We start from the raw sequence: 18554 nt of genomic DNA, 5'->3' as shown, positions 1-18554 counted from the left end.
TCATACCAAAGTAAAATTTACTTAAGGCTAGATAAAATTTCAAGAATAATGTCTATACCAACTTTTAATTCTTTCTCAGTTATAGTAAGTGGTGGGAGAAGTCTAACAACATCTTTACCGGCTGTAAGTACTAATAATCCTTTTTTTATAGCCTCTTTTTGGACTAGAGCGGGATCACATTTTACCTTTATTCCGATCATTAATCCCATACCACGTACATCTACAATTTGAGGATTTTTAGCTTCATCTATTATCTCTCTTACAAATAATCCTCTTTTATATATTTTCTCAAAGTATTGTTCATTACAAATCTCTTCAAGAACAACTAAAGCACCAGAACATACAACAGGATTTGCTCCGAAAGTTGAGCCATGATCACCAGGCTTGAATACATCTGCAACTTTAGAGGAACAAAGTATTCCGCCTATAGGAAGTCCTGCACCAAGGCCTTTTGCTACAGAGACTATATCAGCCTCTACATTGAAATTATTATACCCAAACATTTTACCTGTTCTACCTATACCACATTGAACTTCGTCAAATATTACAAGAACATCTTTCTCATTACACGCTTTTACTACTTCTTGAACGAATTTTGTATCAAGAGGGATAACACCACCTTCACCTTGTATTGCTTCGAGCATTATGGCACAAACATCATCTGTAAGCTTAGCTTTAAAGTCTTCTATATCATTTGCTTTTACATAATCAAAACCTTCTGTAAAAGGGTAGAAGTACTTATGAAATTTCTCTTGACCAGTTGCTTTTAGGGTTGTTATTGTTCTACCGTGAAATGATTGAATTAGAGTAAGAATTTTACTTCTTCCAGCACCATATTTGTCGTAACTGTATTTTCTAGCTAGTTTAATTGATCCTTCATTAGCTTCAGCGCCAGAATTAGCAAAAAAGACTTTACTCATGTTGGCTTTTTCAGTTAATTCTTTAGCAAGTTTTAAACTTGGTTCAGTATGAAATATGTTCGATGTATGAGCAAGTGTTTTTAATTGATTACTAGTAGCTTTAACCCATTTTTCATGTCCATATCCTAAGCTGCTGACACCAATTCCACTTGTAAAATCTAAATATTTATTTTCATCTTGGTCATAAAGATAAACACCTTCGCCGTGAGTGAGTATAAGATCTAAACGACCATAGCTATTAACAACGTGTTCTTTTGCTTCGTTAAAATCATATGACATAAAATTGCCCCCTTTAAATTATTCAATAGTTAATAATATCTAGTATAAACTTTAGATCATTAACTATTATTAGAGAAATTTATTTGAAGTTTCTAAAATATTTTAATATTTTGATTAATAAATCATTGTTCCGATACCCTCATTAGAGAATAACTCTAAAAGAATAGAATGAGGTACACGTCCATCAAGGATAGTTGCTTTTTCAACACCCATTCTAATTGCTTCAACGCAACAATCAATTTTAGGAATCATTCCACCTTTTATTATCCCTTCAAGGCATAATTTGGGTATTTGATGTAATCTTAATGTGCTAATTAGAGTAGATATATCTTTTGGATCTTTCATAACTCCTGGAACGTCAGTAAGCAGTATTAATCTTTCAGCTTTTAATGCTGATGCAATTTTTGCTGCGCAAGTATCAGCATTTATATTATATGCCTTATTATCATCTTCTCCTAAGGCTACGCTACCAACAACAGGTATATATCCTGAACTTATGGTAGTTTTTAATATTTCTGTATTAACCTTAGTTATCTCACCTACATACCCTAAGTCGTTATCAGATTCTATTTTTTTAGCTTTTAAAAGAGAGCCATCCATTCCACATAAGCCAATGGCCTTTCCTCCAAATTTCTCTATTAAAGAAACTAAATTTTTATTTACTTTTCCGCCTAAAACCATTTGAACTACTTCAATGGTAATATCATCAGTATATCTTAAGCCGTTAATAAATTCACTTTTGTGATTTAATCTATTTAATAAATCTGAAATATCAGGACCGCCACCATGTACTACAATTGGTTCAATTCCAACACATTTCATTAATATAATATCATTTATTACTGTTTCTCTAAGTTCATTACTTATCATTGCATTTCCACCGTATTTTACAACTATTATTTTTCCACGGTAACGTTGTATATAAGGCAGTGCATGAACTAAGACTTCAGCTCTTTCAGTATGATTCAACAAGTTAATACCCCCAGTCAATTTAGAATGTACAGTTCATAATTAACATATTAAGAACTGTACATTGGAATAAGTTTAAAATATATTTATAATCTAAGATTAACTTCTGTAATCACCATTTATTTTTACATATTCGTAACTTAGGTCACAGCCCCAAACATAAGCACTATAATCACCTAAGGATAAGTTAACTTTAATAACTATTTCATTTTCGCTAAGAACCTTTTTTGCAATATCTTCATCGAAGGGTAAAGAACTGCCAGATTCACAAACTTTTATTGAGCCAGCCTTACTTTCAAAGGCAACATCAACTTTTTCGGGATCGAAATCAATATTTGCATATCCAAGTGCACAAAGAATTCTTCCCCAGTTCGCATCGCTACCAAACATTGCAGTCTTTACTAAACTAGAGTTTATTACACTTTTACCTAAAACAACTGCATCTTTTTCATTCTTTGCACCGATTATTTGACATTCTAATAGTTTTGTAGCACCTTCACCGTCTTTAGCTATATTTTTAGCCATAATTGTATTTAACTCAGTAAGGGCATTTAAGAAAGTATTATAACTTTCATCTTTTTCAGTTATAGTAGGATTTTCAGCTAAGCCATTAGCTAAAATTAATACCATATCATTAGTACTTGTATCTCCATCAACGCTGACTCTGTTATAAGTTACTCCAACACTCGATTGTAGTGCTTCATGTAGCAATTCTGGAGTAATAGAAAGATCAGTTGTAATGAAGGAAAGCATTGTTCCCATGTTTGGTTCAATCATACCTGAACCTTTTGCCATCGACCCCATAGTAATTTTCTTATCACCTATATAAAATTCTACAGCTAGTTGCTTTTGAAAAGTATCTGTTGTCATTATAGCTAAAGATGCATCATTAGAACCTTCCTTTGATAACTTTTCAGTAAGCATTGGAATACCGTCTTTAATAGCATCTATATTTAAAGGAACCCCAATTACTCCCGTAGATGCAACTAAAACATCTTCTGCTTTTAAGTTTAGTTTATTAGCTTGCAATGAAGTCATTTTTTTTGCCTTAATTAAACCATCATCACCATTACAAGTATTTGCATTGCCACTATTTATTATTATTGCTTGTGCTCTTTTGTTTGATAAATGCTCTTTTGTAACGTAAATAGGAGCCCCTTTAACTTTATTTTTAGTATACATTCCTGCTGCAGCAGCAGGAACTTCTGAATAAATCAAAGCTAAATCTTTTTTTAAGCTTCCTTGCTTTAATCCACAGTGTACCCCAGAAGCTAAGAAACCGTTAGGAGCTGTAACTCCGCCATCTATATATTTTATATCCAAATTTATAACCCCCTTAGTCAATGCACAGTGCTCGATGCACAATGCATAATTAATAATTAAATATGTTAAAGTTTTTAGTATTTAAAAATGATATGAATTAAAAAGCTGGTGCAATTAGATTTAAACCTTCTGCTTCATTAAAACCTAAAATTATATTCATGTTTTGAATTGCTTGTCCGGCAGCACCTTTAATCATGTTATCTATAGTACTAACAATAATAATTTGATCTTCTCTATGATTTAAATGTAGAGATATATGGCAATCGTTTGTTAATCGTACGTTTTTTATTGAAGCTGTATCACCAAGTGGAAGTACATTTACGAAAGGTTCAGCTTTATAAAATTCTGTATATAGTTTATGAATTTCTTCAAGATTTACTTTATCTCTTGGAATGCAGTAAATTGTTGAAACTATTCCTCTATTGATTGGGAGTAGGTGAGGAGTGAATGTTACATTTACATTATCTTCTGCCATAGAAGATAATGTTTCCTCGATTTCAGGTGTATGTCTATGAGCACCTACTTTATATGGAGCAAAAGTTTCATTTTCTTCTGGAAAGTGAGTATTTAAAGTTAATCCTCTTCCAGCGCCTGTAGTTCCAGATTTAGAATCACAAATAATATTATCTAATTTTATTAATGAATTTTTAAGTAACGGCATTAGTCCTAATTCTATAGTTGTTGGATAACAACCAGGATTAGCAATTAAAGAACATTCTTTGATCTTATCTCTATTTAATTCTGGAAGGCCATAAACACTTTCTGTATGTATTTCAGGTTGTGTGAATTTCTTTCCATACCACTTTTCATATTCTTTTTCGCTAGATAATCTAAAATCAGCACCCATATCAATACAGACCTTCTTGTTGTCTAGCGCTTTTTTAGCAATATCTTCACTTAATCCATGAGGTAGGGCGGTGAAGATTACATCACACTTTTCAACAACATCATGTGCAGACTCACAAATTAGATTTGTTTTGCTTAAAAAATTTTTATATATATTGCTAATCTCTTGCCCCTCAAAAGAAACTGAACTTAAAGCTGCAACTTCAACCTTTGGGTGAGATAATAATAATCTTAAGAGTTCAGCGCCTACATATCCTGTGGCACCAATTATTCCGATTTTAACCAATTTTAAATAGCCCCCTTGTTATTTGATTATTGCAAAATAATATTATTTATTTTCTGTATATTAATTCTTAGCTATAGTATTTCAATTGTCTATAAAATTTCGTGTTAGAAATTTCATAGACAATTGAAAGTTTTTATGAAGTAGAACTTGATTCAGAGGAGGATTTCCATCTGAATCTTAGTTAAACATATACCTCAAGGAATATTATAATGTACACTTAAGGAGTACTTAGTCTAAGACTTAGCAGCCGTTATCTGAGAATGTTACGGCTGCTATTATTATAAGGAAAAAATATTAAATTTTTTCTTTATAATTACTAATCTTATTAGACTTCCTTATTTTCTGATATAAAATTTTTTAATGCTTCAATTTGAATTTTTACTGATTCTGTAGAAGGACCACCTATAACTTTACGCTCTTCTACGCAAGTAAGTAAATCTATAGCGTGGTAAATATCTTCTTCAAATGAAGGAGAAAAGCTATTAAACTCTTCCATAGTTAATTCTTCAATCATTTTGTTATCTTTAATACATTGAAGGACTATTTCTCCGACTACTTCATGAGCATTTCTAAATGGCATACCTTTTTTTACCAAATAATCAGCTACGTCTGTAGCATTAGTAAATCCAAGACCAGCACCTTTTCTCATATTTTCTTTCTTAACTTTCATTGTTTTAATCATTCCACAGAAAGTTTTAAGTGAAAGAATAACTGTATCTAATCCATCAAATAGAGCTTCTTTATCTTCCTGCATATCTTTATTATAAGCGAGAGGAATTCCTTTCATAACAGTAAGTAAAGTCATAAGATCGCCATAAACCCTACCAGTCTTACCTCTAACTAATTCTGCAACATCAGGATTTTTCTTTTGAGGCATAATACTGCTTCCAGTGCTATAACCATCATCAAGTTCGATAAAGCTAAATTCATTAGTACACCAAAGAATTATTTCCTCTGAAAATCTTGATAAATGCATCATTATCATTGAAAGGCAAGAAAGTGTTTCGATAGCATAATCTCTATCAGAGACAGAATCTAAACTATTTAGTGTAACCTTTGAAAAACCAAGATCACGAGCAACAGCTTCTCTATCAATAGGGTATGTGGATGTTGCTAGTGCTCCAGATCCAAGTGGCATCTCATCAACACGTTTATAGCAATCAGAAAGTCTTCCTAGATCTCTTTTAAACATTTCAGCATAAGCTAAAAGATGATGAGCAAATGTAATTGGCTGAGCCTTTTGCATATGAGTATATCCAGGCATTATTGTACCTATGTTTTCATTAGCTTTTTCTAAAAGAACTTCTTCCAAAGCTATTATATCTTGTTTTAATGATGTTATAGCTTTCTTTAAATATAATCTTAAATCTAAAGTTACTTGGTCATTTCTGCTTCTTCCAGTATGAAGCATTTTTCCATATTCACCAATGTAATATGTCAAAGTACCTTCAACAAAACTATGAATGTCTTCAGAAGTTTCATCAATTTCTATAACTCCATTATCCATTCTTTTTAATATTTCTAGAAGACCAGAAGTAATTCTATCACTAGCTTCCTTAGAAATTATATTTTGATTTCCAAGCATGGAAGCATGAGCTAGACTGCCTTCAATATCTTCTTTATACATTCTGCTATCAACATTTATAGAAGAATTAAAATCATTAACTAATTTGTCAGTGCCTTTTTTGAATCGTCCGCCCCAAAGCTTCATTACATTTCCTCTTTCTTAATTTTTTCTTGCATTTTAGCTTTTACAACTGTTGGAAGACCGTATAGATTAATGAATCCAGCAGAATCCTTTTGATCGTATACTCCATCTTCTCCAAAAGTTGCATATTCTTCGCTATATAGTGAGTATGGGCTAGTCATGCCGGCATTGACAATATTTCCTTTGTATAATTTTAATTTAATTTCTCCTGTAACTGTTTCTTGAGTTTTATTAACGAATTCAGTTAATGCTTCTCTAAGAGGAGTGAACCATTGACCGTTATATACTAAATCAGCAAATTTTAAAGCAATTTGCTCTTTATAATGAGCTGTTTCCTTATCTAAGCAAAGTTCTTCTAGATCTTTATGTGCTTTATAAAGAATAGTTCCGCCTGGAGTTTCGTAGACACCTCTTGATTTCATACCAACAAGTCTGTTTTCTACCATATCAGTTATACCAATAGCATTTTCTCCACCGATTTTATTTAATTCATCTAGTAATTCAACGCTGTTCATTTTTTTACCATTTAAAGCAATGGCAATTCCATTTTCAAACGATAATGTTATATAAGTTGCCTCATTTGGAGCTGCCTCTAAAGTTTTGCAAAGTTCTAAAATTTTATCATATTGTGGTTCATTTTCAGGAAATTCTAAATCTAAACCTTCATGGCTTAAATGCCAGATGTTTTTATCTTTACTGTAATTTGTTTCACGGTTGATTTTTAATGGAACATTTTTAGCCTCTGCATAATCTATTTCATCTTCTCTTGATTTAATATCCCAAATTCTCCATGGAGCAATTATTGGCATTTCTGGAGCAAATGCTTTAACTGCCATTTCAAATCTTACTTGGTCATTTCCTTTACCTGTGCATCCGTGACAAATTGCATCTGCGCCCTCTGCTTTAGCAATTTCAACTAACCTTTTTCCGATTATTGGTCTAGCAAATGAGGTCCCAAGAAGATATTTACCTTCATATATAGCACCAGCTTGAATAGTAGGGAAGATATAATCATCAACGAACTCTTGAGTTAAATCTTCAATATATAATTTTGATGCTCCTGTTTTTATTGCTTTTTCTTCTAATCCATCAAGCTCGTCCTTTTGTCCTACATTTCCGCATACAGCAATTACTTCACACCCGTAATTTTCTTTAAGCCATGGGATAATAATCGATGTATCTAGTCCTCCTGAATAAGCTAAAACTACTTTGTTATATTTTATCATTTTAAAAGCCCTCCTAAATAATCATATAAAATGCATAAGCATACATGCAATGCTATTTTCTTAAATATAATCAATAAATTAATCTGATTTATAATACCTAATTGATGTTTATAATTATACAGTTTTGCAAAAGAATAATCAAGTATAAAATGAAAAAATATTCATAAAAATATTAAAAATATGCATTAAAAAATAATGTTTATGCAGAAAAAACAATAATTTATGCAAATAGCACTAGTTTTTATGCATGGATTATTGTGGTGCATAATTGTGCGAATAAAGTGAATGTTTATATATGCGAAATTTTTGTATATATAATAAAAGTTTGCATGTCAATGTTCTATTAGAAAATATTCTCGAAATTTGGAGCTTGTAACTTCTTTAGATGATCAGTATTATGCTTTACTAAATGTAGAGATGTATGCGCTTCAGTTGAATCTTTATGAACAAGATATGTAGATAACCTTAAAGCTTCATTTAGCAAATTATCAAATTCTTGATGGCTAAGATAAAGAGATGTTAAAACATTATTATCTTGAATAGTATTTAATAATTCAAGAGACTGATAATAGGCATCCTCCATTTTGTCACTTGCGATATTAAGTTCGATATCTTCAGTTTGCATTTCAATATTATCGCATAAGCTAATGACAGACTTATTTAAAAAATATACGCATGACATAGTTAGGAGAAACAAAAGTATTGATATTATAGCATTTCTCATTGCGCATCCTCCTTTTCGTATTTATCAAAAAGTTGATATTTAAATTTGCCTTCTGTATCATATAAAGCAATAAGGACATGCTTTATTGATTTAATATTGTGCTTTTTAAGTAGATTAGATATCCATTCTTCATCTTTATTCATGGAAGTTAGTGAGTTTTTATTTACTTCACCATCGGAAATTAATACTTTGGGCAATTTTGCTTCAGTATTTTGAGCAGTATTTCCTGAATTTGATGCATTAGAAGAATTATAATCTGTTGGTAATATAGATATTTGACCATCATTCTCTAAAATTGCATATTGAATTTCATCAAGATTAAAATAATTGGCAAGTCTTAACTCTTCTAGTAGCTCATCTATATTTAATTGTTGCTTTTTTAGCGTTGAGTAATTAATTTTTCCTTTATGGACTAATATGCAGGGCTCTCCATCCACGAGCTTTCGGGTATATTGAAATTTTAATCCTATTTGTGTTAAAAGTGTTTTTAAAAATAGCAATGTTATAATTGGTATAATACCTAATAATAATGGGAGCCTTGTGTCTTGCATTGGCAATGATGCTAAGTCTGAAATCATAATAGTTATTACAAATTCATAAGGCTGAAGTTCTCCTATTTGCCTTTTTCCCATTAGCCTCATAGTTAATACAACCAATAAATATAAAATAGCAGTTCTGATTGATACTACAAACATTAAAAAATCACCTCAAAAATAATATTTGCAAAAATAAAATTAATATACGCACCATAGAAAAAAGCAGCTATGCTGCAACTAAGAACATTTCGCCATAGAAAAAAGCAACCATGCTAAATAAGAACATTTCATGGTAAGTTTATAATTGGTATTTTATTTTATAGACTTAACAAAAAAGTTTATCTTTTTTGGAAATAGTGTATATAATATATTTGAAATGATTATTATGGTACCCAAATATTTGAATACAATTAGAATAAGAGACTTTACAGAGACGGAGAGCTTAATTTTCAAATTGTGAAATTAAAATCTAAAGGGATAATCAAATTATATAAAGGAAGGTTTGAATAGTATGGAGTGTAGAGGGATTGAATTTAAAGATAAGAAAATTAAAGCTAAAAAAGGACTGACTTTTTATGAATTAATTATGGGTAATTACAAAGATAGGGTTAAAGATATAGCTATATGCAAATTAAATGGAAGGTATTGTGAATTAACTGAAGTGATAGAGGATGATGGAGAAGTAGAATTAATAGGCTTTGACACAGAACTTGGAATGAAAATATTCACAAGAACTTTACAGTTTATATTTATAAAGGTAGCATTGGATTTATTTCTAGAATCGAAGATAACAATAGACCATGCTATAAGTAAGGCAGTATATGGAGAAGTTCATAAGGAAAATCAATTAAGTAAAGGTGAAATTGATAAGATAAAGGTCAAGATGCAAGAAATAATAGATAGAAATGTACCAATTAAGAGTATGAGAACGTCAAAAGAAGAAGCCATTAAGATTTTTGAAGGATATAAGATGGACGATAAAGTTAAGCTTTTAAAGTATTGTGATATAAAGCATGTTCATCTTTATGAGCTTGAAGGAAGGTATGATTATTTTTATGGTCCTATGGGATATTCAACAGGCATCATAAATAAATTTGATGTATTTAAGTATGAATCAGGATTCATTTTACAGAGACCAGAAGAGACTAATCTAAGTGAATTAGCTGAATTTAGAGAAGAAAAGAGCTTAACAAAAATTTTCATAGAGACTCAAAGATGGCTAAACATTTTAGGAATCGAAGATGTCGGGACTCTAAATGAAAAAGTGCTTAATAATGAACTAAAAAATATAATTATGGTTTCGGAGGGGCTTCATGAAAAGAAAATAGCTAATATAGCTGATGATGTTTTAGATAGAAAAGATGTGAAAATTATACTTATCGCTGGCCCATCATCCTCAGGAAAAACTACTTTTGCGAATAGGTTAAGTATACAATTGAGAGTGAATGGATTAATACCTATACCATTGTCCTTGGATAACTATTTTGTAAATAGAGAAGAAACGCCAAAAGATGAGAATGGAGATTATAACTATGAATCTATTGATGCATTGGACTTGAGTTTGTTGAATGATAATTTAGAAAGATTAATGAGCGGAGAAGAAGTGGATCTTCCTAGTTATAATTTTAAAACTGGGAAAAAAGAATGGAATGACTATAAAGTTAAATTACCTAAAAATGGAGTTTTGATACTTGAGGGGATACATGGTTTAAATCCAAATTTAATTTCAAGCAATTTAAATAGGAATGTATTTAAAATATATATATCAGCATTGACACAGCTAAATATAGATAATCATAATAGAATTTCTACAACAGATGTACGAAAGGTGAGAAGAATAGTTAGAGATTCATTATCAAGAGGATATAAGGCGGAAGAAACTTTAAAAATGTGGAAATCTATAAAGAAAGGAGAAAAAAATAATATATTTGTTTATCAAGAAGGTGCGGATGTAGCATTTAATTCTACATTGGTTTATGAACTCGGCGTTTTAAAGCCATATGCATTAAAAGAGCTAGATGAAATAACGGAAGAAAGTTCAGTTTATTCAGAAGCTATAAGATTAAAATCGTTTTTGAACTTTTTCAAAGAGATTAATGTTGATGAAGTGCCAAAGAATTCTCTGTTAAGAGAATTTATCGGAGGATCAGCTTTTTATGAATATTAAATTAAGTATGTTATTTCACTAATATTATTATATAGAACTATAGATAAATTTGAACATTTATCTATAGTTCTTGTGTTCTTAAGATAAATTTATAATAGATAAAATATTAACAATGTTTGATTGTAAAAATAAGGATTAAAAGAAGAAAATAAGAAACAATAATTAGGTATGAAACAAGATGCATTGGCAGTCAAGTAATTAAGAATGAGTGAGCAAATAATATGTATTGATTTTAATTGTTATATTATTAACTAAGCTTGACACTATAAAGTAAATATGTGATACTAAATCTAACAAGAAAACAATTACATTGCAGTTCTGAAAAAATTTTAGAAATGTAGGCTATAGAGAAATAGAGAATAAAGCCACATAAAACTAAGTTTACTTAGGAAATCTTATGATTACCAAGTAAATTTGAAACTTATGTTTTAAACAGTTAGAAATATATGATTGTTTAAAATGTAAGGAGTTTTATGTGGCTATACTTATGGCCAAAATTACTGGATGTACATTGATTTAAAACTTTTAAATTAGTCATACTAAAATAAATTATGAATATTATGTAATGTGTTGTTTTCTAGTAATATTAACCGTTCTAAAATGTTAAAAAACAAACAAGTATTGTGAAGTAGAAGGGAGATAATGTTATGACAATTTTTTTCGCAGAGTTAGTAGGTACTTTATTACTTATTCTATTAGGTGATGGTGTTGTAGCCAATGTCGTATTAAAAAAATCAGGTGGATCAGGAGCAGGATTAATAGTAATCGCAATAGGATGGGCTTTTGCGGTAGGAATTCCAGCATTAATTTTTGGAAGTTATAGTGGGGCTCATTTTAATCCAGCATTAACAATTGCGTTAGCAGTAATAGGTAAAGTATCGTGGGCTCAAGTTCCGATTTATTTAGCTGGACAATGTATTGGTGCATTTTTAGGAGCAGTTTTGGTATTTATTGTTTATAATGATCAATTTAAAGCTACTGAAGATAAAGGAAGCAAACTTGGTGTATTTTGTACAGGCCCTCAAGTAAAGAATACTTCAATTAATTTTATAACTGAGCTTGTAGGAACATTTGTACTAGTTTATGCAATTTTAGGAATGGGAGATCAAAATCTATCAAATGGAATGGGAACATTGTTTGTAGCATTTTTAATTTTGGCTATTGGTGTAAGTTTAGGAGGCCCAACAGGATATGCAATTAATCCAGCAAGAGATTTAATGCCAAGAATCGCACATGCAGTATTACCTATACCTGATAAGGGAGATTCTAATTGGGGATATGCATGGATTCCTGTTGTTGCCCCAATTGTAGGAGGAACTTTAGCTGCATTATTTTATGTAATGTTACATGGAATATTATAAAAGTTAATTAATAGTTAGAATTGACAGAGACAAACAACTATGTAATACTAAGAATAAAAAAGAAAACAATTACATGGGAGGGCCAATGAATATAAAAGAGTTATTAGAAGAAAATCCAATTATAGCAGCAGTAAAAAATGAAGAACAATTAAATCAGGCGTTAGATTCAGAAGCTCAAGTTATATTTGTTTTATTTGGAGATGTAATGAATATTAAAGAGATAAGTGAAATTATAACATCTAGAAATAAAATAGGAATAATCCATATAGATTTGGTTGAAGGATTTACGAATAAGGAAATTGTTGTAAAGTATATTAAAGAAGAAACTAAATTTAGTGGAATAATAAGTACAAAGCCACAAGTTGTAAAACTAGCAAAGAAGTATAATTTACTAGGAGTTCAAAGAGTTTTTATATTTGATACACTTTCTCTAAACAATGTAAAAAATCATATGATTTCTGAATGCGATGCAATAGAGGTACTTCCAGGAATAATTCCAAAAGTAATTGAAATTATTTCAAAATATTCTAGTAAGCCAGTTGTTGCTGGAGGACTAATTGAAACTAAGGAAGAGGTAATGCAGGCATTAAATTCAGGAGCAACATGCGTATCTACAACTAAAAAAGAAATTTGGAATATGTAGGCTGAAGAGAATTAGAGAATAAAGCCACATAAAACTGAAATTACTTGGGAAACACTTAATGGACTGAGTAAATTTAAAATTTGTACGAGGCAGTAAAAATAAATATTATTGCTTCTGTATAAATGGATGTTTTATGTGGCTTTAATTGTCGCTAAAATTACGTCTAGAACATTAACTCAATTTTTTAAGGTCAACCATTTGTTAAATTCATTTCCTAAAATATAAATAATAAATTTAACCTTTTCTAGGTAAATATTAGAATATATAAATATTAGAAAGCAGGGTGTTTTGTATGAAAAAATATATATTAGCATTAGATCAAGGAACTACAAGTTCAAGAGCGATAATCTTTGATAAAGAACAAAATATATTAGGAGTAAGTCAAAAAGAATTTACTCAAATTTACCCAAACCAAGGATGGGTTGAACATAATCCTTTAGAAATATGGGCAAGCCAATATGGAGTATTACAAGAAGTTATTGCAAAAACTAATATAACTCAAGAAGAAGTAGCTGCCATAGGAATTACTAACCAAAGAGAAACAACAATAGTTTGGGATAAAAATACTGGAGAACCAGTATACAATGCGATAGTATGGCAATGTAGAAGAACAGCAGGTATAATAGAAGAACTTAAACTAGACAAAGAATTTAGTGAATATGTAAAAGAAAATACAGGATTACTTTTGGATGCATATTTTTCAGCAACTAAAATAAAATGGATTTTAGACAATGTAGAAGGTGCTAGAGAAAGAGCAGAAAAAGGTGAATTATTATTTGGTACAGTAGATACTTGGTTAGTGTGGAAACTTACAAATGGTAAGGTTCATGTAACAGATTATACTAATGCTTCTAGAACAATGCTTTATAATATAAAGGAATTAAGATGGGATGAAAGAATCCTAGAAAAGCTTAACATTCCAAAATCAATGTTACCAGAAGTTAAAAATTCATCAGAAGTTTATGGATACACAAATCTTGGAGGAACAGGAGGCGTTAGAGTTCCAATAGCAGGTATGGCAGGGGATCAACAATGCGCTCTATTTGGACAAACTTGTTTTGAAGAAGGTAGTGTTAAAAATACTTATGGAACAGGATGCTTCTTACTTATGAATACAGGAGAAAAAATGATTCATAGTAAAAATGGATTAGTAAGTACTATTGCAGTTGGTATAGATGGAAAAGTACAATATGCATTAGAAGGTTCAGTATTTGTCGGTGGTGCCGTTATTCAATGGATTAGAGATGAACTTAAGTTAGTTACTGATGCAGCAGATACAGAGTATTTTGCACAGAAAGTAGAAGACAATGGTGGTGTATATGTTGTTCCAGCATTTACAGGACTTGGAGCTCCATATTGGGATATGTATGCAAGAGGCGCTATCTTCGGACTTACAAGAGGTGCTAATAGAAATCATATAATAAGAGCTGCTCTTGAATCTATTGCATATCAATCTAAGGATCTTATAGATGCAATGCAAGAGGATGCAGGATGTAAATTAACAAGACTTAAAGTTGATGGTGGAGCAAGTAGAAATAATTTATTAATGCAATTCCAAGCTGATATAACAGGGGCAGAGGTTGTAAGACCTATTATAACTGAAACAACAGCTCTTGGTGCAGCATATTTAGCAGGACTTGCTGTAGGTTTCTGGAAATCAAAAGAAGAAATAGCTGAAAAGTGGGCTGTAAGTCAGTCTTATTCTCCAAACTTAGCAGAAGAGAAGAAGGAAAAATTATATAAAGGATGGAAAAAAGCCGTTAAGAGAGCAGAAGGCTGGGAAGAGGAATAGAATGATACTTTAATAAGTATTTATATATTTCAAATTAGCTTAACCTAATCACAAATTTTAAGAATTATAATGTACCCTAAATGTTTATACCATCTAGGGTACATAGTTTAAAGTAATATTTTAAAATAAAGTAGTGTTGTAGATTTTGGATAGTAAATAAAATTAAGAATTTAGGATAAGTAGTAGACAAGTATACATTTACATGATATAATGTATATATAATTTAAAATAAATGCTGAGAGAATATAGAGTCAAGCATGAAAACGTTGGTGGATTACACCTTGTTTTTAGCTTGACTTTTTTTATGCGCTATTAATAAGGAGGATGTAATATGTATGATGTAGCAATAATTGGATCAGGGGTTATTGGAAATTCTATTTTTAGGGAACTAACTAAGTATAATTTAAAAGTAGTTGTTTTAGAAAAAGAAAAAGATGTATCGATGGGAACAAGCAAAGCAAATTCAGCAATAGTTCATGCTGGATATGATCCTAAAGAAGGTACTTTAATGGCAAAATATAATGTAGCTGGAAATGAGATGTTTGAAGATCTTTGCAAAGAGTTAAGTGTACCTTTTAAGAGAAACGGATCTCTGATAATAGCTTTTAACGATGAAGATATGAAAACAGTACAAGCTCTTTATGAAAATGGGACAAAAATAGGCGTAAAAGATTTACAAATTTTAAGTAAAGAACAGGTTCTAGAAAAGGAACCAAACCTTAATCAAGAAATTTTTGGAGCTTTATATGCACCAACTGGTGGTATAGTAGGTCCGTTTGAATATACAATTGCACTAGCAGAAAATGCAGTGGCTAATGGAGGAGAAATTAAGCTAGAAAAAGAAGTTGTTGCAATAGAAAAAAATGATACATTTAAAATTACAACTAAAGATGGAGAAATAATAGAATCAAAATTTGTAATAAATGCAGCTGGACTTTATGCAGATAAAATTCATAATTTAGTTTGCAAAGAAAGCTTTAAGATAGTACCAAGAAGCGGGGAATACTTTGTAATGGATAAAACTCAAGGAAATGTAGTCAGCCATACAATATTCCAATGTCCATCAAAACTTGGAAAAGGAGTTTTAGTTACTCCAACTGTTCATGGAAATTTATTAGTTGGACCTGATGCCAGAGATATAGAAGATAAAGACGATGTTGGAACACTAGCAGAAGGATTAAATGAAGTAAGAGACGCTTCAATGCGTACAACTAATAAAGTTAATTTTAGAGAAATAATAAGGAGCTTTGCAGGTCTTCGTGCTAATCCAGATACAGGTGATTTTATAGTAGAAGAAAATGATGAAGTCAAAGGTTTCATAGATGTTGCCGGAATGAAATCACCTGGTCTTTCTTCAGCACCAGCTATAGCTCTTGATGTTGTAGAAATATTGAAAGAATCAGGATGTAAGTTAGATAAAAAATCAGACTTTAAGGCAAAAAGAGAACAAATTCATTTTATGGAATTATCAGCTAAAGAAAAAGCTGAATTAATAAAGAAAAATCCGCAATATGGAAGAATGGTTTGTAGATGTGAAAGCATAACAGAAGGTGAGATTGTAGATGCAATAAAGAGAAGTATAGGGATACCATCCTTAGATAGTATTAAAAGAAGATGTAGACCAGGAATGGGAAGATGTCAAGGTGGATTCTGCGGACCAAGAGTTCAGGAAATAATAGCAAGAGAATGTAATGTCCCACTTGAAGATGTAGTTCAAGAAAAATCAGGTTCATATATATTATTAGGTAAGACAAAATAGAAGGATGAGGTGTTATTATGAGTTATGAATTAATAGTAGTAGGTGGAGGACCAGCTGGTCTTGCAGCAGCATATGAAGCATATAATAGTGGAATTAAAAAAATATTAATTTTAGAAAGAGATAAAGAATTAGGTGGTATATTAAATCAATGCATTCATAATGGTTTTGGGCTTCATACTTTTAAGGAAGAGCTTACAGGGCCAGAATATGCAGGAAGATTTATTGAAATGATTCAAGATACTAATGTTGAAGTTAAACTAGACACTATGGTATTAGAAATCGGAAGAGATAAAACTGTTTATGCAATAAATACAGAAGAAGGCTATATGGAACTTAAGGCCAAAGCTATAATTCTTGCAATGGGTTGCAGAGAAAGAACTAGAGGTGCTATAAATATTCCTGGTGATAGACCAGCGGGTGTATTTAATGCAGGTGCAGCGCAAAGATATATAAATGTAGAAGGATATATGCCTGGTAAAGAAGTCCTTATTTTAGGATCAGGAGATATTGGACTTATAATGGCTAGAAGAATGACTCTTGAAGGCGCTAAAGTTAAAGCTGTAGTTGAATTGTGTCCATATTCAAATGGATTAAACAGAAATATAGTACAATGTTTAAATGATTATGATATTCCTCTATATTTATCACACACAGTTGTAGATATTGTAGGAGATAAGAGACTTGAAAAAGTTGTAATAGCAGAAGTTGATGAAAATAAGAGACCTATTAAAGGAACTGAGAAAGAATTTGATGTAGATACACTACTACTATCAGTTGGATTAATTCCAGAAAATGAAATATCATTTAACGCCGGACTTGAACCTGATAGAAGAACTAACGGTTTAATTGTTAATGAGAGTATGGAAACTTCAGTAGAAGGAATATTTGCATGTGGTAATGTAGTTCATGTTCATGACTTAGTTGACTTTGTAACTCAAGAGTCAAAACACGCAGGTTTTTCTGCTGCTAAGTACATTAAGGGTGAACTTAAGAAAGACAAATATGTAAACATAATAAATGGTGCAAATATAAATTATACAGTGCCACAAAAAGTTAATGCAGAAGCTGTTGATGATAAATTAACTGTATTTATGAGAGTAAATAACATATATCATAATAAGGCATTAGTTGTAAGATGCAATGATGAAGTTATAGCTAAATTTAAAAGAGCTCACTTAGCACCATCAGAAATGGAAAAGGTAGTTTTAAGTAAGGTGCTATTAGAGAAAGTTAAAGGTGATATAACAATATCATTAGAGGATGGTGAATAAAATGGAAAAAGAATTAATTTGTATATGTTGCCCTAAGGGATGTCATTTAAAAGTAGATGCTGAAAATAAAAGTGTACAAGGTAATGGCTGTAATAGAGGTATTGAGTATGGAATAAATGAAGTTACAAACCCAGTAAGAGTAATAACTTCAACTGTTAAAGTGGAAAATGGAGAATTACCAGTAGTACCTGTTAAAACAAATAATCCAATTCCTAAAGGACTTAATTTCAAATGCATGGAAGAAATAAATAAAATAACAATAAAGGCTCCTGTTAAAATAGGAGATGTTGTAATAAAAGATGTTCTTGGAACTGGCGTTGATATAGTTGCGACAAGAAATGTGCAAAGAAAGTAAGATTTATAATAACTTAGTGAAAGACGTTATCAATATAAAGGTATTGATGACGTCTTTCACTTTTTAATCAAATATGAGTTTTAGGAAAATGCACTTGGTTGTCAGGTAACGATTTAAATAAATATATAATACTAAAATTAAAAAGTTTAATTTATGCATCAATATTCATGAATATGACAGCAATCATATTCATAAAGATGAATTGTCTTTACTGAGTATTCTTAAAGAATGAAGAGCTGTTGTAATTACAAAGAGTTTAGGTATTGTAGTTTACTCTATTTATAGTCAGAAAGAAGGACTACTATATAACGCTTCTTGAGAGTGTAAAATAGTCTGTGTAAACTTCATTAGAATGATATAATAAATTATCAAATGAAGGGAGCACAGGC

General features: G+C 30.8%; 15 protein-coding genes. 7 read left to right on the top strand and 8 right to left on the bottom strand.

Annotated elements, in window-relative coordinates:
• Positions 1–17: 17 nt before the first annotated feature.
• The 8 genes from L1S46_RS24390 to L1S46_RS24355 all read right to left on the bottom strand — a co-directional run bounded on the left by L1S46_RS24390 (position 18) and on the right by L1S46_RS24355 (position 8976).
• On the bottom strand, positions 18–1199 hold the full coding sequence (locus tag L1S46_RS24390) for an aspartate aminotransferase family protein (protein ID WP_238901217.1): 1182 nt from the start codon (positions 1197–1199) through the stop codon (positions 18–20).
• 114 nt (positions 1200–1313) lie between these two features.
• A complete protein-coding gene (argB, locus tag L1S46_RS24385; RefSeq protein ID WP_012060675.1) occupies positions 1314–2171 on the bottom strand; it encodes an acetylglutamate kinase in 858 nt (285 codons plus the stop codon).
• A 96-nt stretch (positions 2172–2267) separates the two neighbouring features.
• On the bottom strand, positions 2268–3491 hold the full coding sequence (gene argJ / locus L1S46_RS24380; protein ID WP_238901216.1) for a bifunctional ornithine acetyltransferase/N-acetylglutamate synthase: 1224 nt from the start codon (positions 3489–3491) through the stop codon (positions 2268–2270).
• Between the two features lie 97 nt (positions 3492–3588).
• The gene (gene argC, locus L1S46_RS24375; protein ID WP_238901215.1) at positions 3589–4623 is read right to left on the bottom strand and encodes an N-acetyl-gamma-glutamyl-phosphate reductase; all 1035 of its coding nucleotides are present in this window, start codon (positions 4621–4623) and stop codon (positions 3589–3591) included.
• Between the two features lie 325 nt (positions 4624–4948).
• Positions 4949–6334: an argininosuccinate lyase gene (argH, locus tag L1S46_RS24370; protein ID WP_238901214.1), complete on the bottom strand. Its 1386-nt coding sequence runs from the start codon at positions 6332–6334 to the stop codon at positions 4949–4951.
• Positions 6334–7557, bottom strand: a complete 1224-nt coding sequence (locus tag L1S46_RS24365) for an argininosuccinate synthase (protein ID WP_012060671.1) — start codon at positions 7555–7557, stop codon at positions 6334–6336. The genes argH and L1S46_RS24365 overlap by 1 nt, the downstream gene beginning before the upstream one ends.
• A gap of 343 nt (positions 7558–7900) precedes the next feature.
• Complete coding sequence (locus L1S46_RS24360) at positions 7901–8281, bottom strand: DUF4363 family protein (RefSeq protein WP_017211156.1); 381 nt, start codon at positions 8279–8281, stop codon at positions 7901–7903.
• Positions 8278–8976 (bottom strand): DUF421 domain-containing protein, encoded by a 699-nt coding sequence (locus tag L1S46_RS24355; RefSeq protein ID WP_012060669.1) that lies wholly within the window; start codon positions 8974–8976, stop codon positions 8278–8280. The genes L1S46_RS24360 and L1S46_RS24355 overlap by 4 nt, the downstream gene beginning before the upstream one ends.
• 352 nt (positions 8977–9328) lie before the next feature.
• Here L1S46_RS24355 and L1S46_RS24350 point away from each other — a divergent pair, with 352 nt between their 5' ends.
• The 7 genes from L1S46_RS24350 to L1S46_RS24320 all read left to right on the top strand — a co-directional run bounded on the left by L1S46_RS24350 (position 9329) and on the right by L1S46_RS24320 (position 18165).
• Positions 9329–10984, top strand: coding sequence for a nucleoside kinase (locus tag L1S46_RS24350; protein WP_238901213.1), 1656 nt, complete (start codon positions 9329–9331; stop codon positions 10982–10984).
• A 647-nt stretch (positions 10985–11631) separates the two neighbouring features.
• Positions 11632–12345, top strand: a complete 714-nt coding sequence (locus L1S46_RS24345; protein WP_012060667.1) for an MIP/aquaporin family protein — start codon at positions 11632–11634, stop codon at positions 12343–12345.
• 85 nt (positions 12346–12430) lie between these two features.
• Positions 12431–12988, top strand: coding sequence for a glycerol-3-phosphate responsive antiterminator (locus tag L1S46_RS24340; RefSeq protein WP_012060666.1), 558 nt, complete (start codon positions 12431–12433; stop codon positions 12986–12988).
• A 292-nt stretch (positions 12989–13280) separates the two neighbouring features.
• Complete coding sequence (gene glpK, locus L1S46_RS24335; RefSeq protein WP_012060665.1) at positions 13281–14780, top strand: glycerol kinase GlpK; 1500 nt, start codon at positions 13281–13283, stop codon at positions 14778–14780.
• A 331-nt stretch (positions 14781–15111) separates the two neighbouring features.
• Positions 15112–16539: an NAD(P)/FAD-dependent oxidoreductase gene (locus L1S46_RS24330; protein ID WP_012060664.1), complete on the top strand. Its 1428-nt coding sequence runs from the start codon at positions 15112–15114 to the stop codon at positions 16537–16539.
• A 17-nt stretch (positions 16540–16556) separates the two neighbouring features.
• Positions 16557–17810 carry an FAD-dependent oxidoreductase gene (locus L1S46_RS24325; RefSeq protein ID WP_238901212.1) on the top strand — a complete coding sequence of 418 codons (1254 nt, stop codon included), beginning with the start codon at positions 16557–16559 and terminating at the stop codon, positions 17808–17810.
• A gap of 1 nt (position 17811) precedes the next feature.
• Positions 17812–18165 (top strand): DUF1667 domain-containing protein, encoded by a 354-nt coding sequence (locus L1S46_RS24320; RefSeq protein WP_012060662.1) that lies wholly within the window; start codon positions 17812–17814, stop codon positions 18163–18165.
• The last annotated feature ends 389 nt before the right edge of the window (positions 18166–18554 follow it).

This window comes from Clostridium sp. YIM B02500 (assembly GCF_022324665.1).
In the GTDB taxonomy this organism is placed as follows: Bacteria; Bacillota; Clostridia; order Clostridiales; family Clostridiaceae; genus Clostridium; species Clostridium beijerinckii.
This window is presented reverse-complemented; position numbering and strand designations above follow the sequence as displayed.